Consider the following 24982-nt stretch of genomic DNA (forward strand, 5'->3'; position numbering starts at 1 on the left):
ACCGCCCGGCAGATGCCGGGCGGTCAGGTCGATGCGCTGCGCGCGACTCAGGCCATGAAGCCGAGATTGTTGGTGGGGAAGTTCGGCAGGTTGGGGAAGATCGCGTTGAGATCGTTGGTGCTGGTCACGCCCATCCAGCGCGCCAGCGTCGCGGCGACCTGGTCTACGCTGGTGGACGGAATGGTCTGGCCGCGGGTGAAGCTGATGGCGTTGTTGAGCGCTTGGTCGGGGAAGGTGCCGTAGAGACGGCCGCCGTTGACGGCGCCGCCCATGACCATCTGCACGCCGCCCCAGGCATGGTCGGAACCATTGCCGTTGGAGCTGAGCGTGCGGGCGAATTCGCTCATGGTGAAGGTGGTCACCTCGTTCTGCGCGCCCAGTTCGCCCAGTGCCGCCCAGAACGCGCCCATGGCCTGCGACACGCGGTTGAGCAGTGCGCCATGGCCGTTGGTGGCGGTCGACATCAGGTTGTCGTGCAGGTCGAAGCCGCCGAAGCGCACGTAGTAGATCTGGCGCTGGTGCTGGATCTGGCCATTGCCTTCGCGCGAGATCTTGATCATGCGCGCGACCATCTTGAGCTGGTCGGCCAGCGAGTTGCCGGTCGGGAACACGGTCGTCACATTGCCCGAACCGTCGGCCGCGGTCAGGGCCGAGTTGACCAGGTCGTACAGATCGCGCCCGCGCTTGAAGGTGCGGGCGTATTCCTTGGTGAGCAGCGAGGTATTCGAGGTATCCGCCAGCAACAGGTCGAGCGCGCCGGCGCGCTGCGAGCCGTAGGTGCCGCCGGTGCTGTTGGCCGCGTTGTAGATATTCGCCAGGCCGGTCAGGCCGCCCGAGGACATCTGGTAGGGAAAGGTGTCCTGGCCGACTTCGAACCGGTTGGAACCGGCCAGCGAGATGCACGGCGACAGCGCCTGGTTGAGGTTGTTCAGGCGCACCTTGTCGGCGACCAGTCCACCCCAGCCTTCGTTGGCCAGGCTGGTGCGCGCCAGATGCCAGAGGTTTTCCTGGTCGTTGTGCGAATACAGCTGCGGCGGACGCAGGGTCGGCGAGCTGTTGTATTCGGTCTTGGTGATCGGCCGCAGCAAGGTGCCGCAGTTGGCGATGAAGGCGAGCTTGTTGGCACGGTAGATCGTCGCCACGTCGCTCATGCCGCCGGCGTAGTTGGCGTTGCCCGGATTGACCGCGTACTGGCCGCTGCCGGCGCTGTCGTTGATCTGGAACTGGCTGGTCAGGGCGGCGCGGTCGATGCCGAGTCCGCCTGCATTAGTGGTGGCGTTGTAGATGCCGCTGCGTGCCGTCGCATAGGTGGCGTGGCGCGCGGTGTCATAGGGCAGCAGCATGTTCCAGGAATCGTTGCCGCCGGACAGATACACACAGACCAGGGCGCGGTAATTCGGCACCGGCGCCGTGCTGGCGGCCAGGGCCGAACCCATCAGTTTCAGCTGCGGCAGCAGCGCCGAGGCGCCGCCGGCACACAGCGTCGCGCCCAGGGCCTTGAGGAACTGCCGGCGGTTTTGTTCGGAATGTTTCATCGCGGCAGTCCTCAGCGTTGCGTGGCGAATTCGGGCGACATGGCGGCGATCTGCAGCAGCGAGCGGGCTTTCTCGCTCGGCGTCGCGCCGTTCATGAAGCTCAGCATGTTGGTCAGCGTGGTACGCGTGTTGCTGGACATGGCGCCGTAGAACATGCGCTGGTTGACGTCTTCGACCATCGCCGCCGGCGTGGCCAGCGCGGCCAGTGCGGTCACGTCGATCAGCGGCCGGTCGGTCGGCGGGTTGGTCATGCCGACGTAGTAGCGGAAGGTGTAGTCGGCCAGGCTGTTGGAGATCGAATACGTCGTGCCTTCGTTGATGATCTGCATCTCCGGCGCGAACTGGTTGGCGTCGGCCAGCGGGCCGGGATGCTGGTAGTCGGGTTCGTAGAAATTGAACACCGTGGCGGCGCCGAGCGGACGCTGCGCATACGCGCCGGTCGGATTGGTCATGCCCATGCGGATCTCGCCGTAGGCCGTGGCGGCCGGCAGCTGGAACGGCCAGGCGCGCAATACCGCCGTCAGGCGCAGCAGCGGTTCGCGCACCTTGCCGAAAGTTGCCGGCGGCGTGTTGTTGCGCGCTTCCGTATCGAGCAATACCTGCTTGATCACGGCGGCCAGGTCGCCGCGTTCGCTGTCGCCGTTGTTGTTGAATTTCTGCGCGACGCGAGTGATGTAGGCCGGCGACGGATTGCTGGTGGTGAAGCGCTGGATCAGCTGGCGCGCAATGAACGGACCGACGTTGGCGTGCGAGGCCAGCAGGTTGAGTCCGTCGCGCACATCGTTGGCGCAGCTCTGTCCGGCCGGAATGGTGGTATTGCCGACGACGACCTTGGCCGTGACATCGTGCTCGGTCGCGACACAGGACATGGGCAGGTAGGTATTGGTGCCGCCGAAAAGGTTGGTGCCGGCGTTGTTATAGGCAAAGCCGGTGAACACCTTGGCGTAGTTGGAAATGGTGTTCTGGTCGTAGGTCGGCACCGGCTGGCCGCTGCTGAGCAGGGGTGAGCCATCGAGGTTGCGCTCGTACAGGCCGATCGAGAACAGCTGCATCACTTCGCGTGCGTAGTTCTCGTCCGGCTCGCGTCCGGTCGCCGCCTTGCGGTTGCGGAAATGGCTGAGGAACTTGCCCATGGACGGGTTGTAGCTGACCTCGTCCAGCAGCGTGCGGTACATGCCAAATGCGTTGCGTGCGAGCAGATCCCAGTATTCGCTCATCTGGATCGGTTCGCCGCTGATGCTGCCATTGGTGTCGGCGATCACGAAGATCTGCGACAGCGCATAGGCGGCGCGCTGGCGCAGCTGGTCCGGTGCGGTCACGGCGCTGTGGAACCAGCGGCTCATGCGCTGGTTCTGGCCGATGGTGTCGGTGCCGCCGGCAGCGACCATGGCCGCGCTGACCGCTTCCATGTGCGGCCGGGCCGCCGTCATGGCGACCTGGTTCATCTGCTGGTCGATCCAGGCGGAATATCCCATGGCGCGGACCTTGGCGATTTCCGCCGTGGTCGGGCCGAAGGTGGCCTGGGTGAGGAAGCGGGCGGCTTCGGCATCGGTAGCCGGTCTGTCGGCCGGCGGATCGAAACCGTTCTTCAGAAAAGTGCGCGCCTGGGCGGCGGGAAAAGCGAACACACATAGAGCGGCGCACGCGAGTAGCGCGCCGCGACGGCTGGTCAGGCGAGACATGGTTGATTCCCCGGAACTGGCTGTCTTCACGATACGCATACATGGGCGTCGCCAGCGTGACGGCGCGCACAGTCGAATGTGAAACGCCGCTGAACGGTAGGGGTTGACTGTCCGTACGGTATTGAACGGTCCACTTTCCCCGGCGCGCAGGGCCAGGGGGCGTATCTGTACGCAGCGGCCCAGCAACGGACACGCGGTGTAGCGCTTGCGGCCGAGCCCGCCAATTACATGCGGAACACGCCGTAGCGTTGCGGCTCGATCGGCGCATTCAGGCTGGCCGACAAGGCCAGGCCGAGCACGCGGCGCGTGTCGGCCGGATCGATCACGCCGTCGTCCCACAGCCGTGCACTGGCGTAGTAGGGATGGCCCTGGCGCTCGTACTGGGCGCGGATTGGCGACTTGAACGCCTCTTCCTCGTCGCTGCTCCAGCTGTTGCCGGCAGCTTCCAGGCCGTCGCGGCGTACCGTCGCCAGCACCGAGGCGGCCTGTTCGCCGCCCATCACGCTGATGCGCGCATTCGGCCACATCCAGAGGAAGCGCGGCTGGTAGCCGCGGCCGCACATGGCGTAGTTGCCGGCGCCGAAACTGCCGCCGATGATCACAGTGAACTTGGGTACATGGGAACAGGCCACGGCGGTGACCATCTTGGCCCCATCCTTGGCGATGCCGGCGTTCTCGTATTTGCGCCCGACCATGAAACCGGTGATGTTCTGCAGGAATACCAGCGGAATATTGCGCTGGTTGCACAGTTCGATGAAATGCGCGCCCTTCAGCGCCGACTCGGCGAACAGAATGCCGTTGTTGGCGACGATGCCGACCGGATAGCCGTGGATATGCGCAAAGCCGCAGACCAGGGTCTTGCCGTAGCGCGCCTTGAATTCCTGCAGGTCCGAACCGTCGACGATGCGCGCGATGATTTCGCGGATATCGAACGGCCGCCGCGTGTCCGCCGGCACGACGCCGTAGATGTCGTCGGCCGGGTAAGCCGGCTCGCGCGGCGGAATGACCGCGACCGGCAGGTTCTTGCGCCGGTTGAGGTGGCGGATCACGTCGCGGGCGATCGCCAGGGCATGCGCGTCGTTCTCGGCGAAATGGTCGGCCACGCCGGAAACCGAGGTGTGTACATCGGCACCGCCGAGGGATTCTGCGTCCACCACTTCGCCGGTGGCTGCCTTCACCAGCGGCGGACCGCCGAGGAAGATAGTGCCCTGTTCCTTGACGATGATGGTTTCGTCGCACATGGCCGGCACGTAGGCGCCGCCGGCAGTGCACGAGCCCATCACCACGGCGATCTGCGCCAGCCCCAGGCCGCTCAGGCGTGCCTGGTTGTAGAAAATGCGGCCAAAGTGTTCCTTGTCCGGAAATACCTCGTCCTGCAGCGGCAGGAAGGCGCCGCCGGAATCGACCAGGTAAATGCAGGGAAGGCGGTTTTCCAGCGCGATTTCCTGGGCACGCAGATGCTTTTTCACCGTCATCGGGAAATACGTGCCGCCCTTGACCGTGGCGTCGTTGGCGACGACGACGACTTCCTGGCCGTGTACCCGGCCTATGCCGGTGATCACGCCGGCGCAGGGCGCCGCGTCGTCGTACATGCCGTGGGCGGCCAGCGGCGACAGTTCCAGCAGGGGCGAGCCCGGATCGAGCAGGGCGCGGATGCGCTCGCGTGGCAGCAGCTTGCCGCGCTCGGTGTGCTTGTTGCGCGCCTTTTCGCCGCCGCCCAGGGCGACGCGCGCCATCTGCTGCTGCAGTTCGTCTACTGCCGCGCGCAACTGGCTGGCATTGGCCTGGAATTCGGGGCTGCGGGAGTCGATCTTCGATTCGATGACAGTCATGCGCGCATTCCGCTCAGGGCAAAGTCGCGCATGAAAGCATAGCGCGCAGGGGTTTGGGAAATGCCGGGCGCGACGGCTGCGCACCGGTATTGCGGGGCCGATTCGAACAGCCAGCATGCGCCGGCGTGTGGCGCCACAGTCGCCGTGCCGGTACCGCTGGCATCGACCGGCTCAGAGCAGCCGCGCGGTGCCGGCGGCGGCGGCCAGGCCCAGCACGCCGAGTACGCCGCGCCCGATCCAGTGCGCGCGCTGCAGGCCAGGCGTCAGCGGTGCACTGAGCGAGCGCGGGTCGTAGCGCATCATCCAGAATTCCATAATGCACATTAGTGCAACGCAGGTCGCCAGCAGCAGCGGCGACCAGCTGCGCCACAGGCTGGGCTCGAACACGAGGTGCGCACTAGTGTTGCGCCAGTGATAGGCAAAAAAGCCCACGCCCAGCGAACTGACCACCCAGGGCGCCAGCTCCCTATTTTCCTTGCGCTGCGCGCGGCCGCTCAGCTCGACCGCGCGCCGCTGCGGCGCCGCCCGCTGCTGCAGCAATTGCAGCAGCACGGGATGGCGCAGCACGCTGTCCTCGCCGCTGCGCTCGGAGGCCTGCTGCCAGCCGAACAGCTGGGCCAGCTCGCGCGCCGCATGCGGGCTGACCATGCCGCCGCCGACGACAAGCCGGGCGACGCATTCGCCCAGCGCGTCGCGCTGGTCCAGGTGCTGTATCGCCGGCTGGGCCTGCAGAAATTCGCGCAATGCGGCCGGATCGAAGTTCAGCGGCGAGCAGCGCTGGACGATCTCCTCGGCCAGCGGCTGCCAGGGATCCTCTGCATTGCGGTCGGTAACCATGGTTTCGCTCGATCTCATGGGGGCCTTGCTCATGGAGACTTGGGCAGCTGTGGTGGTGTCAGCGCGCCGGCTGCTGCCATTGCGCGTCCTGTTTGGCCTGCTGGCGCACGGCGCCGGTGCCGCTGAGCCAGTCCACCGTCCAGGCAATCAGCAGGCAGATGCAGACCATCGCCGGAATGAACGTATTGCTGGCGGGCCAGGGCCAGTGCGGCGACAGCAGTGCGCCGACAGCGATGCCGCCAATCAGCGCGGTGCTCAGCGCCGCTACGCCGAACAGGCTGCTCAGCATGAGGCCGAGCGCAAAGGGCAGCGCCGTTCCGACGAAATGGCCGCTGGCAATCAGCAGCGGTGCCAGCCCCAGTTGGAGCGGCAGCGCGCGCCGCGGTGCCAGCCAGGGCAGCAGTGCGCGCAGGGCCTGCTGCTTGAGATAGCCCAGCCGCTCGCGATTCTGGCCGTAGTAGCGCAGCAGCGCATGGGCCGTGACCACGGCCAGCACGATGGGCCAGATCCGCAGCAGCCAGGCCTCGCTCCATTGGCCCAGTGCATCCAGCTTCTGCGCCCCGCTCAAGGTGCTGGGGAACAGGTAGGCCAGCGGCAGCACCAGGTAGAGCAGCAGCACGATCAGGCTGACCTGGCTCAGGCGCAGCCGGTAGAGACGGCGGTTGATGCCGTTCTCCGGGTGCAGGCTGGTCCAGAACGCGGTGGCTTCGCGGCCGAATATCTGCAGGGCCGAGCTGGCGCCATAGCGCTGCGTGTAGAGCTGGATCAGCCGGTAGGCACGGTCGACCCGGCCCGGTAGCAAGGCTTGCGCAAAGCGCGGAGTTTCGCCGCGCTTTGCATGCAGGCGTTGCAGATCGCGCAACTGCCCTTCTGCGCCGAAGTTCCACGATCCCGCATTGCCGAGCGCCTTGCCGGCGGCCAGGTGCGCCGTGAATTCCGCTTCGGCGCGGGCCTGGCCGAGGCCCTGCAGCACGGTATCCAGCTGCGCCGGTGCCAGGCCCTGCTGCAGCAGCCGGCGTTCGAAACCGAGCTGGCGCCAGCCGAACGTGGCACCGAGGACTTCCAGGCCGCGCACGCTCAGGCGCGCGCCGCCGGTCATGCGGTGCAGCAGCTCCAGTTCGACTGCATCGCGGGTCACCAGGCTGAGCACTTCGGGACATTGCACCAGCCAGCGCGCGACGGCATCGGTGTCGGCCCGTGCATCCACGTGCAGCAATTCGTCCACTACGGCGGCGGCGGGGCGCATGGCCGGCGCGCGGGCCAGTTCGGCTTCGGACAAATTGTCCACTTCAATAAATGTGGGCGACGTTCGCGGGCGTGGCGCGGGTTCCGGCGGATGCGCTTCGATCGCTGCGTCGCAGTCCTGTGCTGGCGTGCCTGCATCGACGACATCGATAGCATCGGCGGCATTGGCACTGTCGTCCGGCAGTCCGGCCGCGAGCGCCACGGCAGGCCGTTCTGTGGCGTGCTGTTCTGCCTCGTTCTGTAGGGCCGGCCCCGCAGCAGAGTCCCGGGCAGCCGGCAGATCGCCTTGTTCTGCGCCCTCGCGGGCAAATGCCAGGCAGATTTCATACGCCGCGCGCAGCTGCTGGAAACCCTGCGGATTGTCTTCCGGCCGGTTGATCTTGAGCAGCTCGCTGTAGCGGCGCCGTATCGTGCGCAGGTCCGCATCCGGCGACAGCTGCAGGCAATGGAACGCCCAGGCGGCACTCACGGCGGCAGTGGCGACGACTCGCCTTCGATCTGGTCGAGCAAGGCGCCGAGGTAACGCCGTGCCGCCTCGATCTGGCGCGGCTGTTGGGTTTCCAGCGCCGCCTTGAACTGCAGCAGGCCGGCGCCGATTTCCTGGCGCAGCGCCGCGGTGTGTTCTTCGTACAGCCGGCCCGCCCGCGTCAGCAGTGCCAGGTTGGCCTGCTGCTCGCGCGGATGCACCTTGAGCGCGGCCAGTTCGGCCAGGCGGCGCTGGATTTCCTCGGGCTTGAGCAGGCCGGGGTTCTGCTCGATCACCAACTGGTGCTCGCTGCGCGTGGATACGACCAGCGCCTGCACTTCGAGCAGGCCGTTGACGTCGTAGGTGAAGCGCACGTCGATCGGGTTTTCCCCGGCGCGGCGGGAGGGCAGCGGAATTTCCAGCTTGCCCAGGAAAACGTTCTGCGCCACTTCCGGCGATTCGCCCTGGTAGACGTTCAATTCCAGCTGGGCCTGGAAGTCGCGCATCGGCGAATAGCGGGCGACGCGGCTGGCGGGAATCACCGTATTGCGCTCGATGATCGGTGAAAACAGGCCGTGATGGACGTGCTGGTGGCTGTCGGTCTGGGAGATTTCTATGCCCAGGGTATACGGGCAGACGTCGGTCATGACGATTTCGCGGAAGGCGTGATCGCGCGATTTCATACCGGCCATGGCGCAGGCGCCCAGGGCGACGGTCTGGTCCGGATGGATATGCCGCAGCGGCAGGCGGCCGAACATGCGCGTGACCAGGCGGCTGACCATGGGCATGCGCGAGGCGCCGCCGACCAGCACGATCTGGTCCAGCTCCTGCGGCCGCGTACCGGAATCGCGCAGGGCGCGCTCGATCGGTGCGCGCATGCGTGCCAGCAGCGGCTGGGCCAGCTGCTCGAAACGCGCTTCGCTGATGCTCCAGTCCTGCGTGCGATCGCCCAGCGGCAGCGCCGCGTGCGCTTCGCCGTGCTGGCTGAGCTGGCATTTCAGCCGTTCCAGCCGTGCGCGCAGCGTGGCCCGCGTGCCGGGCTGCAGGCCGGCGGCATCGACGCGCAATTCGCGCAGCGCGGCTTCCAGCAGCAGGTCGACGAAGTCTTCGCCGCCGAGGAAGTTGTCGCCGGCGCTGGCATGGACTTCCATCACGCCGTCGAAGGATTCGAGCAGGGATACGTCGAAGGTGCCGCCGCCCAGGTCGAGCACGAGGAACTTGGCTTCGTCGTGCTTTTCCTGCAGGCCGTAGGCCAGTGCGGCGGCAGTAGGTTCATTGATCAGCCGCTCGACCTTGATGCCGGCGATCTCCGCCGCATTGCGCGTGGCCTTGCGCTGGGCGTCGCTGAAATACGCCGGCACGCTGACCACGGCTTCGCGCGGCAGTTCGCCGGTCTGCGCCTTGACGTCGGCCAGCAGCGATTTGAGCACCAGGGCGGACAATTCTTCCGGACGGTAGCCGCGCTTGCCCAGCCGGGTCTCGCGTGCGCTGCCCATGTAGCGCTTGAACGCGGCGACGGTGCGCTCCGGCCGCAGCGGCAGCTGTTCCAGAGCAGAGCGGCCGACCAGGATTTCGTCGTTGTCGGTAACGCCGACTACCGACGGCGTGAGCAGCTCGCCCAGGGCGTTGGGCAGCAGGCGCGATCCGTCCTCGCTCCAATAGCCGATGAGAGAGTGGGTAGTGCCCAGATCGATGCCGACAATCATCTGCTTGCCCTGTCCATGCCGGCGCCGGCCGCGGCGCGTTGCTACTCAAACGCAGACCGGCCGCAAAAGCGGCCGGTCCGGGAACCCTTGCTGTTACGCGTGCTCAGTCTTTCTTGACGGCTTCGGTCGCGGCCTGCTTGGTCTCGACCGCGGTTTCCTTCACGTCCTGGGCGACAGCCTTGGCGCCGTCCTTGATGTCGCGGCCCAGTTCCTTGGCACCTTCCTTCAGGTCGTGGCCGACTTCCTTGGCGCCTTCCTTGAGTTCGTGGCCGGCGGCCTTGGTGGCGTCCGCCGCGTCGTGGGCGCCCTGCTTGATCGCGCTGCCGGCTTCGTTGCCGCGGTCGCTGATCGTGTCGGCTGCCTGGGCGCCGGCAGCCTTGACCTCGGCGGCGGCGTCCTTGACCGCTTCCTTGGTCGTGGCAGCGGCATCGGCGACACCGGCCTTGGCCTGTTCGAGTTTCTGCGCCGCGGTCTTGCCGGCTTCGTCGACCTTCTGCTGCGCGGTCTGCTGGCCCTGTTCGCTGCAGGCGGACAGTGCGGCGACCAGGGCAATGCTCAAAGCGATACGCGTAACATGCATGACCCTATCCTCCCGTTGAAAAACACTACGAATCTACAAAACTGCGATCAGGCCAGTTCGACTGCGATGGCCGTGGCTTCGCCGCCGCCGATGCACAGCGAGGCGACACCGCGCTTGAGGCCGCGGCGCTTCAGTGCATGGAGCAGCGTGACCACCAGGCGCGCGCCGCTGGCGCCGATCGGATGGCCCAGGGCGCAGGCACCGCCGTTGACGTTGAGCTTGGCGTGGGGAATGCCCAGTTCGCGCATCGGCGCCATGGCGACAACGGCGAAGGCTTCGTTGACTTCGAACAGGTCGACCTGGTCCACCGTCCAGCCGATTTTCGCCAGCAGGTTCTGTATCGCGCTGACCGGCGCGGTAGTGAACCACTGCGGCTCCTGCGCATGCGTGGCATGGCCGACGATGCGCGCCAGCGGGGCGAGGCCGCGGCGTGCTGCTTCGTCGGCGCTCATCAGCACCGTCGCGGCGGCGCCGTCGGAAATGCTGGACGAGGTTGCCGCGGTGATGGTGCCGTTTTCCTTGCGGAAGGCGGGCTTCAGTGCGGCAATCTTGGAAACGTCGCATTTGGCCGGTTGTTCATCGGTGGAATATTCCACCTCGCCCTTGCGAGTGGCGACCTTGACCGGAACGATTTCGTCGGCGAAGGCGCCGTCCTGCTGGGCTGCCAGTGCGCGCCGCACCGTCTCGGTGGCGTAGGCGTCCTGTTCTTCGCGGCTGAAGCTGTACTTGTCGGCGCATTGCTCGCCGAACACGCCCATGGCCTTGCCGTCGTAGGGATTGGTAAGGCCATCCCAGGCCATGTGGTCGACCGCCTCGAAATTGCCGTAGCGGTTGCCGCTGCGGGAGTTCGGAATCATGTGCGGTGCGTTGGTCATCGACTCCATGCCGCCAGCGACGACGATACTGGACGAGCCGGCCTTGATCGCGTCATGCGCCTGCATGATCGCCTTCATGCCCGAGCCGCAGACCTTGTTGATGGTGGTGCAGACGCTGGAAGTGGGAAGTCCGGCGCCGAGGGCGGCCTGGCGGGCGGGCGCCTGGCCGAGGTTGCCCGGCAGTACGCAACCCATGATGACTTCGGTGACATCGGCGGCGGCGACGCCGGCGTGTTCCAGTGCCGCCTTGATCGCCGTGGCGCCGAGGGTGGGCGTGGGAACGCCGCTGAACTGGCCGAGGAAGGAACCGATGGCCGTGCGCTTGGCGCCGACGATGACGATATCGGACATGAATCTCTCCGCGTAGCGTGAAGGATGGACTGGATGTGACGGCGCGGTCACGCCGAACCGCCCGATTATGCGCGTGCCTGTTGCGCCGCGGCAATTGCAGTTTCCGCCACGGCCGGCTTGTGCCGTATGGATGCTGGGGTTAGCCTCGGGCCATGGGGCTCAGGGGCCGTCCGTATGGTTGCCGCACTGCGCCAGTAACAGGCTGGAGGGTGCTGGTTTTGCTGCTGTTCGGCCTCGCCATCGGCGGCCTGCGCGTGGGCCATGCCGGCGCGGTAGCGGGTATCGACGATATTCGTTTTCGTACTTTCAGCACCGGCGAAGGCCTGTCCCAGGCCAGCGTGCGGGCACTGGCCCAGGACAGCAGCGGGTTTCTCTGGGTTGGTACACAGGACGGCCTCAACCGCTTCGACGGCAACGGCTTCAAGGTCTATCGCCACGACCGCAGCGATCCCTGGTCGCTGGCGCAGAACCATATCTGGGCGCTAGCGCCCGGCACCGACGGCAGTCTCTGGATAGCCACCCAGGGCGGCGGCCTGAGCCACTACGATCCCGATCTCGACCGCTTCGACAACTTCCAGGCTGATCCGGCGCGCAGCGATGCGCTGGCCGCCAACCATGTCACCGCGCTGCTGCTGGACCGGCGCTCGCGCCTGTGGGTGGCCAGCACCGGCGGCCGCCTGCAATGGCTGGAAGCCGGGCAGCGCCGTTTCGTCGATGCGCCGCTGGGCGTGCTGCCGGCGCTGCGCATGGTGCGCAGCCTGCTGCAGGCGAACGACGGCACGCTCTGGATCGGCACGCGCGACGGCCTGCTGCACACCGACGCGGACGCCCGCGCGCTGCTGCCGCTGCCGCCACTTCTTGCACAGATGGAAATTTATGCATTGGCCGCCGCGGCCGACGGTAGCCTCTGGGTCGGCACGGCCGAAAGCGGCCTGCTGCACCTGGCGGCCGACGGCAGCGTGCTGGCGCATCTGCGCTTCGATGCCGCCGCGGCGCCGGCTGCCAGCCTGCCCGACGATGCAGTGCGCGGCCTGCTCGCCGATGCCGACGGCGGCCTGTGGATAGCCGGACAGAATCGCGGCCTGGCCCACTACGAGCCGCAGCGCGGCCGCTTCACCCTGTACCAGCACGATGCCACGCGCGACTACACGCCCGCCGCGAACCGGCTGTGGAGCCTGCTGCGCGAACGCAGCGGCCTGCTGCTGGTCGGTTCCTGGGTGAATGGCCTGAGCGTGCACGACCCGCGCACGCGCGCCTTCCTGCGCGTGGATGCGGTGGCGAACGAGCCGCGTGCCCTGCCGGCGCGGCCGGTGATGAGCGTGCAGGCCGATGCCGACGGCACGCTCTGGGCCGGCCTGATCGAAGGCGGCGGCCTGGTGCATCTGGACTTGCAGCAGGGCGTGCTCAAACGCTACGTCAACGATCCGCACGATGCGTCCTCGCTGTCGCACAACTTCGTTCAGCACGTTATCCGCGGCCGCGACGGCAGCCTGTGGGTGGCGACCATGGGCGGCGGACTGAATCGCCTGCGTCCGGGCAGCGAGCGTTTCGAACACTTCCGCCACGATCCCGCCGACGCGGGCAGCATCGCCGCCGATTCGCTGATCTTCGTCTACGAAGATGCGGCCGGCACGCTCTGGGTCGGCACGCTGGATCACGGCCTGGACGAGCTTTGCGCCGGCTGCAGCCGTTTCCGCCACCATGTACACGATCCCGCCGACCCGCACAGCCTGGCCGGCGACACGCTCAACGCCGTGCTGGAGACGCGTGCCGGCGAGTTCTACCTGGCCTATCGCTCGGCCGGCCTGGGCCGGCTGGACCGCGCCAGCGGCAAGGCGCAACGCCTGCGCACGCGCGGCGACGACGTCGCCGGCCTGGGCAACGACTCGATTTCCGCGCTGGCCGAGGACAGCAAGCACCGCCTCTGGGTCGGTGTGCAAGGCGGCGGCGCGGCGCTGCAGACCGGCGAGCGCGACGGCGTGCCGCAGTTCCGCCTGTTCGGCACGGCGCAGGGCCTGGCCGCCGACGCGGTCGGCGAAATTGCCGAAGACCGCGACGGCCGCATCTGGGTCAGCACTACGGTCGGGCTGAGCCGCATCGATCCGGTTTCCGGCGCCATCGTCAATTTCGGTCCGCGCGACGGCACCTTGGCGCGGGGCTACTGGGTCGGCTCGATGAGCACCCTGCCGGACGGGCGCATCGCCTTCGGCGGCCTGGATGGCCTCAGCGTGGTCGACCCGGCGGCGGTGCAGCTGCCTGCGCCGCCGGCACCGCTGGTCACCGGCGTGCTGCTCAACAACGTCGCCGTGCAGCTGCGCTGGCGCGACGCGCAGTCGCCACTGCAGCGCAGCCTGCTGCGTGGCGGCGTAGTGGAATTTGCCTATAACGATGACAATGTCACTTTTGAATTCGCAGCGCCGGATTTTTCCAATGCCGAATCTCTGCACTATTCCTACCGGCTGGAAAACCACGATCCGCGCTGGATAGACACCGACCACGCGCGCCGTTTCGCCACGTATACCGATCTCGCCGCCGGCAGCTATACCCTGCACATACGCGCGCGCCGCGCCGGCGCGGGCTGGACCGACCAGGAAAGCCGCGTCAGCGTGCTGGTGGCACCGGCGCCCTGGGCCTCGCCGTTGGCCTATCTGGCGTATTTCGCCCTGGCCGCCATGGCGACGCTGCTGGTCTGGCAGCGCCTGCGCGCCAACCGGCTCGCGCGCGAAGCGGTGCAGGAGCGCATCAAACTGAGCGAGGAACGCCTCAAGCTGGCCCTGACCGGCAGCGGCAGCGAACTGTGGGACATCGACCTGCCCAGCGGACGCATGCACCGGGAAAACCGCCTGGAACACCTGACCGCGACCTCGGACGCGGTCGAGCAGACCATCGCCGCCTACCGGCCGTTCGTGCATCCGGAAGACATCGCCCAGTTCGAACACGCGCTGGCCCTGCATCTGCGCGGCGACAGCGCGGTATTCGAGGCGAGCTACCGCACGCCGGACCGGCAGCAGGAATGGGTCTGGCTGCTCACCCGCGGCCGCGTCGTCGATCGTGACGGCAGCGGCCAGGCGCGGCGCGTCACCGGCATCACCCAGGACATCAATGCGCTCAAGCGCGCCGAAGAAGCGCTGCGCAGCCTCAACGAGGAACTGGAATTGCGCGTGGAGCGGCGTACTGCCGACCTGCGCGCGGCCAACGTGGAACTGCGGCATACGCTCGACCGGCTTACCCTGGCCCAGCGCCAGCTGCTGGAATCGGAAAAGCTCGCCTCCCTCGGCGGCCTGGTCGCTGGCATCGCGCACGAGATCAACACGCCGCTGGGCGTCAGTGTCACGGCGGCTTCGCACCTGGTCGAAGAGGCGCGGCGTCTGGCGCGCCTGCTGCAGGAAAACCGCCTGAGCAAGCAGGAGCTGGATCGCTTCCAGCGCAGCGCGCGGGAAAGCGCCGAGATGATCCTGCGCAATCTGCAGCGCGCCGACCGCCTGGTGAAAAGCTTCAAGCAAGTTGCCGTGGACCAGTCCACCGAAGATCGCCGCGTGGTGGAGCTGGGTCACTGCATCGAGGAAATCCTCACTACGCTGGGGCCGACCCTGAAGAAGACGCCGCACAGCGTTGAGCTGGACTGTGCCCAGCCGGTGGTATGCGAAACCGCGCCCGGCGCGCTGTACCAGATCGTCACCAACCTGGTCATGAACTCGTTGATGCACGGTTTTGCCGACGGCCGCGCCGGCATCATCCGGCTGAGCATTGCGCGGCGGCAGCAGGACATCGAGGTTCTGTACCGCGACAATGGCTGCGGCATGGACGAAATGACGCGCGTGCGCATCTTCGATCCTTTCTTCACCACGCGGCGTGGCCAGGGCGGCTCCGGCCTGGGCATGCATATCGTCTACAACCTGGTGACGCAATCGCTCGGAGGTTCGATTCGGGTGGACAGCAGCGCAGGGCAGGGCATCGAGGTCGCTATCTTCTTCGGCGGCGGGCCCCGTGCCGTGGCCTGAGGCTGCGCGCATGGCGTTGCGTGCATTGCTGGCACTGCTGCTGGCAGCCGCGCTGCCGGCTGTGGCGGCGCGGCTGCAGGCCGACGCGGTACGTTTCCAGAACTACGATGTGGAACAGGGCCTGTCGCACGGTCGCGTGCGTGCGATCGCGCAGGACGGCAGCGGCTATATCTGGATTGCCACGCGCGACGGCCTGAACCGCTTCGACGGACGCCGCTTCCGCATCTATCGCCACGATCCGGCCGATCCGCACAGCCTGCCCGATAACGTCGTGATGGCCCTGGCCACGCAGGCCGATGGCACCTTGTGGATAGGTACTGCCGGCGGCGGGCTGGCGCGCTACGACGCTGCGCTGGACCGTTTTGAACGTTACCGCGCGGGCGCGCAGACCGGCCTGGCCAACAACTACGTGCGCACCGTGCAGGCGGGCAGCGACGGCCTGCTCTGGGTCGGCTGTTTCGGCCTGGCGGTACAGCGCTTCGATCCGCGCACAGGCAAGGCCCACGACCTGAGCATCGGGCGCCCGCCGCAGCTGCAGCGCGTGCATCGCGTGATCGAACTGCCCGACGGCGGCAGCATTTTCATCGCCGGTGCCGGCGTGTTGCGCTGGGACGGGCATTCGGCGCAATTGCAGCATTTGCTGGCGCCGCAGGGCGAGCTGCAGTCCACCGTTGAGTGGGCGCTGCTCGACCGCGCGCAGCAGCTGTGGATAGGCCTGCTCGACGGTGGGCTGATGCGGCTGAAACTCGATGGCACGGTAATGGCGCACTACCGTTCTGGCGCGGGCGCGGTGTTCAAGTCCGGCGACGTGCGCGGCCTGCTGCAGACACGCAGCGGCGACATCTGGGTAGGCACCCGCGGCGGCATTGCGCGGTACGACGCCGACAGCGACGGCTTTGTCGAAATTCGCCATGACGAAGCCGACGACAGCAGTCCGGCGGCGGACATCTACATGCTGTTCGAAGATCGCGAAGGCCTGATCTGGAGCGGCAGTTCCAGCCAGGGCATCGGCGTGCACGATCCGGTCAGCCAAGGTGTTGCGGTGTATCGGCGCCGCGCCAACGATCCGGCCAGCCTGCCGGACAATTCGGTGCAGGCCGTGCTGCATCTGGCCGACGGCAGCCTCTGGCTGGGCCTGGGCCGCGACGGCGGACTGGTACGTTTCCAGCCGGGAGTCGGCGTAGTGCAGCATTTCCGCCATGACGCGGCCGATCCGCACAGCCTTGCCAGCAACGCGATCACAGCGCTGGCGCTGGGTCGCGACGGCAGCCTCTGGGTCGGTCTGGAAGCCTATGGCCTGGACCGCCTGCCTCCCGGCGGCACGCGCTTTGTGCATTTCCGGCGCAAGGCGGCCGATGCGCATTCTCTGCCCGGCAATCTGATCAACGACCTGTATGTCGATACCGAAGACACCTTGTGGGTAGGCAGCGACGGCGGTGGCCTGGGCAGCCTGTGCAGCGGCTGCAGCGAGTTCCGCCGCTATGCCAGTACGCCGGGCGACGATTTCGATCTTTCCGTCGCCACGGTCACCGGCATTGTCGAGACCAGGGACCGCAGCATCTGGTTCGGCCTGTTCGGCGGCGGCCTGGCGCGGCTGGATCGCGACAGCGGCACGGTGCAGCGCTTCGGCACGCAGCGCAATGCCGGCGCCGGGCCGAGCAACGATGTGGTGCGCGCGCCCTTCGTCGCCCGCGACGGTACGCTGTGGGCCGGCGGCAGCGCCGGCCTGGATAAAATCGTGCGCGGCAGTGACGGCAGCCTGGGCTTCCAGGCGCAGCAGTGGCCGGCCGATGCGGGCTCACGCAGCATCAGCTGCATCGTCGAGGACGAGCGCAATGTGCTCTGGCTGGGCACGGCCGACGGCCTGTTGCGTTTCGATCCGGCGGTGGACCTGTCGCCGCAGCGCATTCCGCTGCTCAACCATGGCGATCGTCGCGGCTATGCCAGCAATGCCTGTGTCGCTGGCGGCGGACAGGTATTTCTCGGCAGCCCGGCCGGCCTGGTCGAATTCGCCGGTGCCGCACTGCCGACTATGGCGACGGTGGGGCCGCTGGTACTCAACGACCTGCTGCTGTTCAACCAGCCGGTGCGGCCGCAGCCCGGCCGCGACGACGCGCTGCTGCAGCGCGCACTGAGCTACAGCAACGGCCTTCAGCTGGACTATCAGCACAGCGTGTTCGGCTTCGATTTCGCTGCGCTGGATTACCGCGGCGGCGACATCGTGTATCGCTATCGTCTCGACGGCCTCAACGACGACTGGGTACCGTTGCTGCCGGACCAGCGCAGCGTGAGTTTTTCCCGCGTGCCGGCCGGCAACTATCGCTTTCGGGTACAGGCGCGGCGCGACGGCGTAGCGCCGCGCGAGACCGGCATCGATCTGCGCATTGCACCGCCGCCGTGGCGTTCGCCGTGGGCCTATGCCGGGTATGCGCTTCTGGCGCTGTGCATCGTCGGTGGCAGTATGCGACGCAACCGGCGCCGCCTGGCCTATGCCCGGCACGTCGCCGCGACCATACAGCGCAGCGAAGAAGCCCTGCGCAAGCTCAACGACGAACTCGAAGCGCGCGTGGTGCAGCGCACCGTCGACCTGAGTCGCAGCAACGCGGAACTGCAGGCCACGCTGGATCAATTGCGCCTGGCCCAGCGCCAGCTGGTCGAGGCGGAAAAATTTGCCTCGCTGGGTGGCCTGGTTGCCGGCATCTCGCATGAAATCAACACACCGCTCGGCGTCTGCCTGACCGCCGCATCGCACCTGCAGCAGCAGTCGGTGCAGCTGCGCGCGCGCCTGGCCGACGGCAGCTTGCGCCGCTCCGAGCTGGAGCAGTTCCAGCGTGCCGCCTGCGAGGGCAGCGACTTGATCCTGCGCAACCTGCAGCGGGCCGATCGTCTGGTGCGCAGCTTCAAGCAGACCGCCGTCGACCAGTCCACCGACGAGTGGCGTGAACTCGACCTGGAGCAATCCGTGCGCGAGGCCCTGATCATGCTGGGGCCGGTGCTGCGGCCGACGCCGCATCGCATCCGCATCGAATGTGCCCAGCCGGTGCATCTGTTCGCTTCGCCGGGCGCGCTTTACCAGATTGTGAGCAATCTTGTCCTCAATGCGCTGCAACACGCGTTCCTGCCCGAGCGTGCCGGCAACCTGGTGATCCAGATTTCCGCCAGTGACGATTATGCGCATCTGCGCGTTGCCGACGACGGTCGCGGCATGAACGACAACGAGCGCGCGCATGCGTTCGATCCGTTCTTCACCACGCGTCGCGGCAGCGGCGGCAGCGGCCTGGGTCTGCATATCGTCTACAACCTCGTCACCCAGGTATTGCGCGGCCAGATCGATTGCGATTCGGTCAGTGGCGCAGGCACCTGTTTCGACATTCGCTGGCCGCGTCATTTCCGGCGCGAGGGCTGAGCGGCGTGGTGCCTGCGGCGATGCGGCGTGCCTTTGCGCATCGCGTTGTGGCCTTGCAGTGCCTGGTCAATTGTCATCGCCGCGACACGCGCAGGTGCCGCAGCGCGATGCCTTGCAGCCGCCGTGAAAATAGCCGCGGCGAACGCGGAAATTTTCTTTATCTGGAGTAGACTGGCACGGGACTCACGGCGGGAGGGGCCGCATGGGAGTGCTGGACGACAGCCTCGTATTTGCCGATGAACCCGTGCGGGCGTTGCCGCCGTGGAAGGTGCTCGTCGTCGACGACGAACCCGAGGTACACAACGTCACGCGCCTGGTACTGGGCAATTTCCGTTTTGCCGAACGCCCGCTGGAACTGCTCAGCGCGTTTTCCAGCGAGGAAGCCCTGGGCCTGTTGTCGCATCACGACGACACGGCCGTGGTACTGCTCGATGTCGTGATGGAATCCGAACAGGCCGGCCTCGACCTGGTCCGCAGCATCCGCGGGCGCCTCGGCAATCAGTTCGTCCGCATCGTGCTGCGCACCGGCCAGCCGGGCCAGGCGCCCGAGCACGAAGTCATCGCTGCCTACGACATCAACGACTACAAGGAAAAGACCGAGCTGACGGCGCAGAAGCTCGCCACTACCTTGTACGCGGCGTTGCGCGCCTATCGCGACATGCGCACGATCGAAGCCAACCGGCGCGGCCTGGAAAACGTCATTCGCGCATCCGGCCAGGTGTTCGCGCACCAGCCGCCGCAGCAGTTCGCTTCCGTGGTGCTGACCGAGCTGGCCGGCCTGCTCGGCGTGACCAACGGTGCGCTGTGCTGCAGTGTTGCCCATCCGGACGGCACGCTGCCGGAACATTTCCCGATCGCCGCGGCCAGCGGCGACTACGCCCGCTATCTCGAAGGCAATGCGGACGAGCAATTGCCCGATCATGTCGTGCAGTCGCTGCGCCAGGCCTATCTGCGCAAGCAGCATGTATTCGGCGACGACCACTACGTATTGCATTTCCGCGACAGCAACGCCGCCGAGGCCTTGCTCTACGTCGGCGAAGCCCATGGACTGGACCAGTTGGGCCATCGCCTGCTGCAGGTGTTCTGCAGCAATGTCGCCATCGCCCACGAAAACCTGCACCTCAACCAGGAGCTGCTCGACAGTCAGCTCGACATGGTCTACCTGCTGGCCGGCGCGGCCGAGTCGCGCTCGCGCGAGACGGCCAATCACGTGCGCCGCGTCGGCCTGCTCGCGGCGATGCTGGGCCGGCTCTACGGCCTCGACGAAAAAACCTGCGAACAACTCAACTACGCAGCGCCGCTGCACGACATCGGCAAGATCGGCATTCCCGACGCCATCCTCAACAAGCCGGGTGCGCATACGCCCGAAGAGACCGTCGTCATGCGCACGCATGCGGAGATCGGCGCGCGCCTGCTCAGCGGATCGCGCCGGCCGGTGTTTCGCCTGGCAGCGGACATTGCGATCAGCCATCACGAAAACTGGGACGGCAGCGGCTATCCGCGTGGGCTGGACGGCACGGCGATACCGATCGCCGGGCGCATCACCGCACTGGCCGATGTATTCGACGCCCTGGGCAGCAAGCGCTGCTACAAGGATGCCTGGCCCGAGGCCGAGATCCGTGCGTTTATCGCCGGGCAGCGCGGCATAAAGTTCGATCCGGGTCTTGTCGACCTGCTGTTCGAGAACTGGGACGGGGTCGTCGGCCTGAGAAGGCAGTTGCCCGACTGAAGGCGGCCTCCGGGCCAGGCCATCGGTTCCTTCGACGTCTTGCAGTGCCAGCGTGCGCGGCTCGCCGTCGCGAGCATGTCCGCCGCTTCTCCTGGATTGCATGCGCCTGCCCCCAATGGCGTGTGAACTTTTATCTTTTTGCCGTCGCCCTGCGGCGGGCTGTTGCGGCAGACTGCCGTGCCGCGCTGCTGAAAAGCCCCGTTGCGCGGGAAAAAAATACGTTTGAGAGTGTGGCGTCCGCCTGAGAGGACTGTGTCGCTGGTGACGCAGTAGGTTCGAATTGCCTGCTTGCCATGCAGCGGCTGCCCTGCGAACGGCCAGAAAAACAGGCGGGAATTGCGCTGTCTGCGGCAGCCGCCATGAGCCTGGCCAGCGGCAGAATTGCGTCGCCGTCGCCCAGGCGTGCGCGCCGAGCTGACGGTGCAAGGCCAGACACCGCGGCAGGCGGGTTTTGTACAGCCGTTTGGTCAGTGCAGTGCAGAGGTGGGCGTATGCGAATCTTGCGTCGGTTTTCCCGGGGGGGCGTGCGGCTTTGCTGCTGGCGGCGTGCTGGCTGCGGCGGCGGTATCCGCCGGTGACAGTGGTGCTGCCGGCGGCGATCCCGACGCGATGCAGTGCAAGGCGATACACCAGGACGTGAGCGAGGCCGGCGTCAATGCCTTCCGCCGCACCGTCTGCGCCGATGTCGTCGCCCTCGACCAGAGCCTGGTCTACAACCGTTTCGGCTCGTTCAATCCGTTCGGCATGATGTTCGCGCTGCGTCGCGATGTGGTTCCGGCCGGGCGCGCAGTGACGCGGTTCAGCGCCGACGATTGCGTCGCTGCTGCTGCCGGCAGCGCGGGGCGGCAATGCAGCAGCATGGATGGCGTACATTCCCGCCGGGCTGCCGCTATTCGTGACCGGCGCGCAGGCCGGCGGCGATGCGACGCCGCTGCTGGGCCGGAGCAATCTGCATGTGATCGTCGAGACGCCGGCCCTGCTTGATGCGGCGCTCGACAGCGCCACCGACGCCATCGACACGCACGCGACGGCCGCTGCCGCGCTACTGGCTGAGGCGCTGCGCGCGGCCGGGCCCGATCCGACCCGGACAGGCCTGGTGCGCGCATTCGATGACGTCGTGCTCGACGCCTACGGCCTGGACTACCGGCGCGAACCGCTGACGGGCACGTCGGCGGTGCGGATATTGCCCGGCGCGGCATTGCCCTGAGCCCTGGCTTGCCGGCCTGCGCCGGCTTGCGCCGGCTTGCGCCTTACGACTTGCCGTGGAACAGCTCGCGGCCGATCAGCATGCGGCGGATCTCGTTGGTGCCGGCGCCGATTTCGTACAGCTTGGCGTCGCGCAGCAGGCGGCCGGTGGGGAATTCGTTGATATAACCGTTGCCGCCCAGCGCCTGGATCGCTTCCAGGGTCACCTTGATCGCGTTCTGCGAGGCATTCAGCAGGCACGAGGCCGGGTCGATGCGCGACTTGGTGCCGCGGTCGAAATCCTGCGCGACCATATAGGCGAAGGCGCGCGAGGATTGCAGTGCGGTATACATGTCGGCCACCTTGGCCTGCATGATGCCGAAAGTGCCGATGGGCGCATTGAACTGCTTGCGCTCGCGCACGTAGGGCAGGGTGATATCCATTGCCGCCTGCATCAGGCCGATGGGCCCGCCCGACAGCACCAGGCGTTCCGTATCCAGCCCGCTCATCAGCACGCGCACGCCTTCGTTGACCTGGCCGACGACGTTCTGCACGGGAATCTCGCAGTCTTCGAACACCAGCTCGCAGGTGTTGGAACCGCGCATGCCGAGCTTGTCCAGCTTCTGCGCGGTGGAAAAGCCCTTCATGCCCTTCTCTACGATGAAGGCCGTCATGCAGCGCGAGCCGGCCGGACGCGGCGCCGTGCGCATGTAGACCAGCAGCACGTCGGCGTCCGGGCCGTTGGTGATCCACATCTTGGAACCGTTGGCGACCCAGTGGTCGCCCTTGAGCTCGGCCTTGCAGGTCATCGAGCCGACCACGTCGGAACCGGCGCCGGGCTCGCTCATGGCCAGGGCGCCGATCAGGTCGCCGCTGCACAGGCCAGGAATGTATTTCTTGCGTTGTTCTTCAGTGCCGTTGTTGAACAGGTTCTGCACGCACAGGTTGGAATGTGCGCCATAGGACAGGCCGACCGAGCCGGAGGCGCGGGAGATTTCCTCCATCGCGACCAGGTGGGCCAGGTAGCCCATGTCCGAGCCGCCGTACTCGCCCGGAATGGCCACGCCGAGCAGGCCCATCTCGCCGAATTTTTTCCACAAATCTGCCGGGAACAGGTTTTCGCGGTCGATCAGGTCGGCGCGCGGCGCAATTTCCTTTTCCGCGAACTGGCGCACCGAGTCGCGCAGGAGATCGAGTTCTTCACCGAGGGGGAAAGGACGCATGCAGGGTTCACCGGAAAGGGGCGCAGAAACGCGATTCTAGCCGGCCCCAGGCGGCCTGCCTAATAGCATGTCCAGACAATTCGATACGCTGGCGCAGTGTTGCTTTTTCCAGGACTGCAGCGCGCCTTCCTGGCGCCGCCGCCACTCGCCATTGATTCTGACGCACCCATGCGTAAACGGGGCGGCCGAGTCCCTGCAGCGCAAGGACTCGGCGCGGTTGCGGAGGCAAGCCGCCGGGTACAGCAGCCGTCGGCGGACGATTGCCCAGTTTTTTCTTACGAATCAGCTGTCGTAGTGAATGACCGGCCGGCCGTTCAATGGCTGGACCTTGCGGTTATTGCGCTTGTAGTGACTGAGGAACGCATCGATCTGCGGCTGCGACATGGTTACCGGCGCGGGCAGCACATACCACTCCACGTTCTCGGTCAGCGGCGGCGTGGTGAGCGAACCCAGGTAATGGTAATAGCCGCGCTGTTTGGGCAGCAGGGTGGCAATGTCGATACTGTGCTGGGCCGGTGCCGCGCCGGGCTTGAGGTCGTCGAGGATGGTTTGCGCGGCGGTATTCGCGGCGCCTGCCTGGAACATCACGCCGACCACGGCCAGGCGGCCGTCCTGCGCCTTGAACACGAAATGTCCTTCCAGCGGGTAGTGCTTGCCGTCGATGCTATGTTCGCTTTCCGAGTGGAAATGGAACTGGGCCAGGCGGAAATGGCGGCCGCGGATCATCGCCTCGGTGGAATGCGAGTCCACCTGCACGGCATGGCCGTTGTCTTCCACTTTGTCCACCGGCGTCACCGAATGCCAGATCTGCAGACCCTGCGGTTCGTTGTCCTCGGCCGTTTCGGCCTTGGCGGTGACGATGTCGATCGGCGACTGCGCCTTGTCCAGCGCGGCAGGCCATTTGTCCTGGTGTTCGTAGTCGAGCTTGCCTTCGTTGGCGAAGGCGGCAGCGGTAAGGCAGCAGAGCAGGGCGGCGAGTAGCGGAGATCGCATGGTCTAACTCCAAGTTTGGGGAGAACAGCGCGGCGCAGTGTAGGCATCTGGCTGCAGCGCCGAATCGGTAGCATGGCGGATACACCCGCAGGGGTTTTCCTGCTGGCGCGGTATCGGCGGCGATTTCACAACCGCCACTTTTTTCGCCGGGCCGGCCGGTGGCGGCAGGCGCGGCAAGGTTGCGAGCAAGGACGACATGGCAAGGCACTGCGCACCGGCAGGACTGGCGCGAAGTGCCTTGTTCCGACTACCAGCGAGCCCAGTTCGCCACGGGGAAGTTCTGTTCGGCCTGAGCGATCACCGCCGACACGGCGGTGAGGCCGCCGACCGCGACCAGGCGGCGCGAGGTATGCCAGTTCAGGTCGTCGATGACCGGGGCTCCCGGGTTGTCGCCGAGTATCGACATCAGCACCAGTTCCTGCGTAGCGCCCTGGCGGTGGCTCGCATAGACCCGCGTGCGCTCGTGCGCATAAAAGCCCATGCACGTGCCCAGGTGCGGGTTCTCTACTGCATCGGGCCGGTCGCACAGGGCGATGGCGCGGCCTTCGCGATCGAAGTTGGTCAGCAGCGGCCACTGCAAGGTGTCGTGGCTGGGGCCGCCGGCTGTGTTGGCGTTCATGCGCAGGAAAATGGTGCCGTCCAGGGTGTTGGCATCGTCGCTGTAATAGGCATAGCGCAGCCAGTGGATGTCGAGGAAGGCGACGGGCAGTTCGGACAGTGCCTTGACCAGGTTCGGCGCACTGGCTTCGCGGCGTACCGACATATCCAGCACCATGCCTTCGCGGGCCAGGGCAACGCCGTCGCCGAGGGTGACGCCGAAGTTCATGTCGTAAGGCGCCAGACCGCCCGGACCCTGGCAGCCCAGCACGGGCGGTTCGTTGTACAGGCGCGGGTCCAGGCCCAGCAGAATGCCGTAGGCGGCCGGTGTGCCGATAAGGGCGCCGTTCCAGTCGGGAATGACACCGGTCAGAGGCGACGGAATGCCGGCACAGTCGCCACCCTGGGTAGGGTTGTAGGCGTCGCCTTGGCTGCTGCGCGTCGCCATCTGGAAATCGGCGCCGATATTGTCGTGCGGCACGGCGACGCGGCCCAGAATCCACATGCCGGTGATCATCGGCGTGTTGTAGTCGTACAGGCGGACCCTGATGATCCCGTTGTCTTTCTCGTACGCGGCTGCAGCCACGCCGGAAAACACCAGTGCTGCCACCATCAACAGCTGTTTCATGCAAGTCTCCTTCACTGGAATGCCGGTCGGTATTCCCCTTTGCGGCGCCGGCTCGCCGTGTTCTTCTATCCCGACCGCAGCGGCGCATGCGATGCAGTGGGCACCGGACCG

At 66.7% G+C, this 24982-nt stretch carries 16 protein-coding genes; 5 read left to right on the plus strand and 11 right to left on the minus strand.

The genetic code is table 11. The features are described 5' to 3' along the window. Nucleotides 1-47 precede the first annotated feature (47 nt). The 8 genes from DFR29_RS20435 to DFR29_RS20470 all read right to left on the minus strand — a co-directional run bounded on the left by DFR29_RS20435 (nt 48) and on the right by DFR29_RS20470 (nt 11109). On the minus strand, nt 48-1535 hold the full coding sequence (locus DFR29_RS20435) for a DUF1501 domain-containing protein (RefSeq protein WP_133820498.1): 1488 nt from the start codon (nt 1533-1535) through the stop codon (nt 48-50). Between the two features lie 11 nt (nt 1536-1546). Beyond that, nucleotides 1547-3217, minus strand: a complete 1671-nt coding sequence (locus DFR29_RS20440; RefSeq protein WP_166654232.1) for a DUF1800 domain-containing protein — start codon at nt 3215-3217, stop codon at nt 1547-1549. A 224-nt stretch (nt 3218-3441) separates the two neighbouring features. Next, nucleotides 3442-5049 (minus strand): carboxyl transferase domain-containing protein, encoded by a 1608-nt coding sequence (locus tag DFR29_RS20445; RefSeq protein ID WP_133820500.1) that lies wholly within the window; start codon nt 5047-5049, stop codon nt 3442-3444. Nucleotides 5050-5220: 171 nt separating this feature from the next. Beyond that, nucleotides 5221-5904 carry a hypothetical protein gene (locus DFR29_RS20450; protein ID WP_133820501.1) on the minus strand — a complete coding sequence of 228 codons (684 nt, stop codon included), beginning with the start codon at nt 5902-5904 and terminating at the stop codon, nt 5221-5223. A 40-nt stretch (nt 5905-5944) separates the two neighbouring features. Next, nucleotides 5945-7600 (minus strand): J domain-containing protein, encoded by a 1656-nt coding sequence (locus tag DFR29_RS20455; protein ID WP_133820502.1) that lies wholly within the window; start codon nt 7598-7600, stop codon nt 5945-5947. Beyond that, entirely contained in the window at nt 7597-9303 is a 1707-nt protein-coding gene (locus DFR29_RS20460; RefSeq protein WP_133820503.1) for an Hsp70 family protein, read from the minus strand. Before DFR29_RS20460 ends, DFR29_RS20455 begins: the two co-directional genes overlap by 4 nt. Nucleotides 9304-9406: 103 nt before the next feature. Then, nucleotides 9407-9883, minus strand: coding sequence for a hypothetical protein (locus DFR29_RS20465; protein WP_133820504.1), 477 nt, complete (start codon nt 9881-9883; stop codon nt 9407-9409). Nucleotides 9884-9930: 47 nt separating this feature from the next. Continuing rightward, complete coding sequence (locus DFR29_RS20470) at nt 9931-11109, minus strand: thiolase family protein (RefSeq protein WP_133820505.1); 1179 nt, start codon at nt 11107-11109, stop codon at nt 9931-9933. Nucleotides 11110-11318: 209 nt separating this feature from the next. On the opposite strand from DFR29_RS20470, the gene DFR29_RS20475 reads away from it, so the two are divergent. From DFR29_RS20475 to DFR29_RS20495, 5 genes are all read left to right on the plus strand, one after another. Further along, on the plus strand, nt 11319-15110 hold the full coding sequence (locus DFR29_RS20475) for a two-component regulator propeller domain-containing protein (protein WP_166654233.1): 3792 nt from the start codon (nt 11319-11321) through the stop codon (nt 15108-15110). 10 nt (nt 15111-15120) lie between these two features. Next, nucleotides 15121-18516, plus strand: coding sequence for a sensor histidine kinase (locus DFR29_RS20480; protein WP_133820507.1), 3396 nt, complete (start codon nt 15121-15123; stop codon nt 18514-18516). Between the two features lie 202 nt (nt 18517-18718). After that, on the plus strand, nt 18719-20245 hold the full coding sequence (locus DFR29_RS20485; RefSeq protein WP_133820508.1) for a DUF3369 domain-containing protein: 1527 nt from the start codon (nt 18719-18721) through the stop codon (nt 20243-20245). A gap of 402 nt (nt 20246-20647) precedes the next feature. After that, the gene (locus DFR29_RS20490) at nt 20648-21229 is read left to right on the plus strand and encodes a hypothetical protein (protein WP_133820509.1); all 582 of its coding nucleotides are present in this window, start codon (nt 20648-20650) and stop codon (nt 21227-21229) included. After that, entirely contained in the window at nt 21201-21452 is a 252-nt protein-coding gene (locus DFR29_RS20495; protein WP_133820510.1) for a hypothetical protein, read from the plus strand. The genes DFR29_RS20490 and DFR29_RS20495 overlap by 29 nt, the downstream gene beginning before the upstream one ends. A gap of 43 nt (nt 21453-21495) precedes the next feature. On the opposite strand, the gene DFR29_RS20500 is transcribed toward DFR29_RS20495, so the two are convergent. The 3 genes from DFR29_RS20500 to DFR29_RS20510 form a co-directional block, all read right to left on the minus strand. Beyond that, the gene (locus DFR29_RS20500; RefSeq protein ID WP_133820511.1) at nt 21496-22653 is read right to left on the minus strand and encodes an isovaleryl-CoA dehydrogenase; all 1158 of its coding nucleotides are present in this window, start codon (nt 22651-22653) and stop codon (nt 21496-21498) included. A gap of 282 nt (nt 22654-22935) precedes the next feature. Continuing rightward, complete coding sequence (locus tag DFR29_RS20505) at nt 22936-23646, minus strand: carbonic anhydrase (RefSeq protein WP_133820512.1); 711 nt, start codon at nt 23644-23646, stop codon at nt 22936-22938. 247 nt (nt 23647-23893) lie between these two features. After that, nucleotides 23894-24871, minus strand: a complete 978-nt coding sequence (locus DFR29_RS20510; protein ID WP_133820513.1) for a hypothetical protein — start codon at nt 24869-24871, stop codon at nt 23894-23896. Nucleotides 24872-24982 lie beyond the last annotated feature (111 nt).

The organism is Tahibacter aquaticus, from assembly GCF_004363655.1.
Classification (GTDB): domain Bacteria; phylum Pseudomonadota; class Gammaproteobacteria; order Xanthomonadales; family Rhodanobacteraceae; genus Tahibacter; species Tahibacter aquaticus.

Excerpts from the sequence above, each read along its gene's own strand:
- DFR29_RS20435 (WP_133820498.1), bottom strand. The coding sequence starts at position 1,535 with ATGAAACATTCCGAACAAAACCGCCGGCAGTTCCTCAAGGCCCTGGGC.
- DFR29_RS20505 (WP_133820512.1), bottom strand. The coding sequence starts at position 23,646 with ATGCGATCTCCGCTACTCGCCGCCCTGCTCTGCTGCCTTACCGCTGCC.
- DFR29_RS20440 (WP_166654232.1), bottom strand. The coding sequence starts at position 3,217 with ATGTCTCGCCTGACCAGCCGTCGCGGCGCGCTACTCGCGTGCGCCGCT.
- DFR29_RS20470 (WP_133820505.1), bottom strand. The coding sequence starts at position 11,109 with ATGTCCGATATCGTCATCGTCGGCGCCAAGCGCACGGCCATCGGTTCC.
- DFR29_RS20460 (WP_133820503.1), bottom strand. The coding sequence starts at position 9,303 with ATGATTGTCGGCATCGATCTGGGCACTACCCACTCTCTCATCGGCTAT.
- DFR29_RS20510 (WP_133820513.1), bottom strand. The coding sequence starts at position 24,871 with ATGAAACAGCTGTTGATGGTGGCAGCACTGGTGTTTTCCGGCGTGGCT.
- DFR29_RS20500 (WP_133820511.1), bottom strand. The coding sequence starts at position 22,653 with ATGCGTCCTTTCCCCCTCGGTGAAGAACTCGATCTCCTGCGCGACTCG.
- DFR29_RS20485 (WP_133820508.1), top strand. The coding sequence starts at position 18,719 with ATGGGAGTGCTGGACGACAGCCTCGTATTTGCCGATGAACCCGTGCGG.
- DFR29_RS20465 (WP_133820504.1), bottom strand. The coding sequence starts at position 9,883 with ATGCATGTTACGCGTATCGCTTTGAGCATTGCCCTGGTCGCCGCACTG.
- DFR29_RS20445 (WP_133820500.1), bottom strand. The coding sequence starts at position 5,049 with ATGACTGTCATCGAATCGAAGATCGACTCCCGCAGCCCCGAATTCCAG.
- DFR29_RS20450 (WP_133820501.1), bottom strand. The coding sequence starts at position 5,904 with ATGAGATCGAGCGAAACCATGGTTACCGACCGCAATGCAGAGGATCCC.
- DFR29_RS20480 (WP_133820507.1), top strand. The coding sequence starts at position 15,121 with ATGGCGTTGCGTGCATTGCTGGCACTGCTGCTGGCAGCCGCGCTGCCG.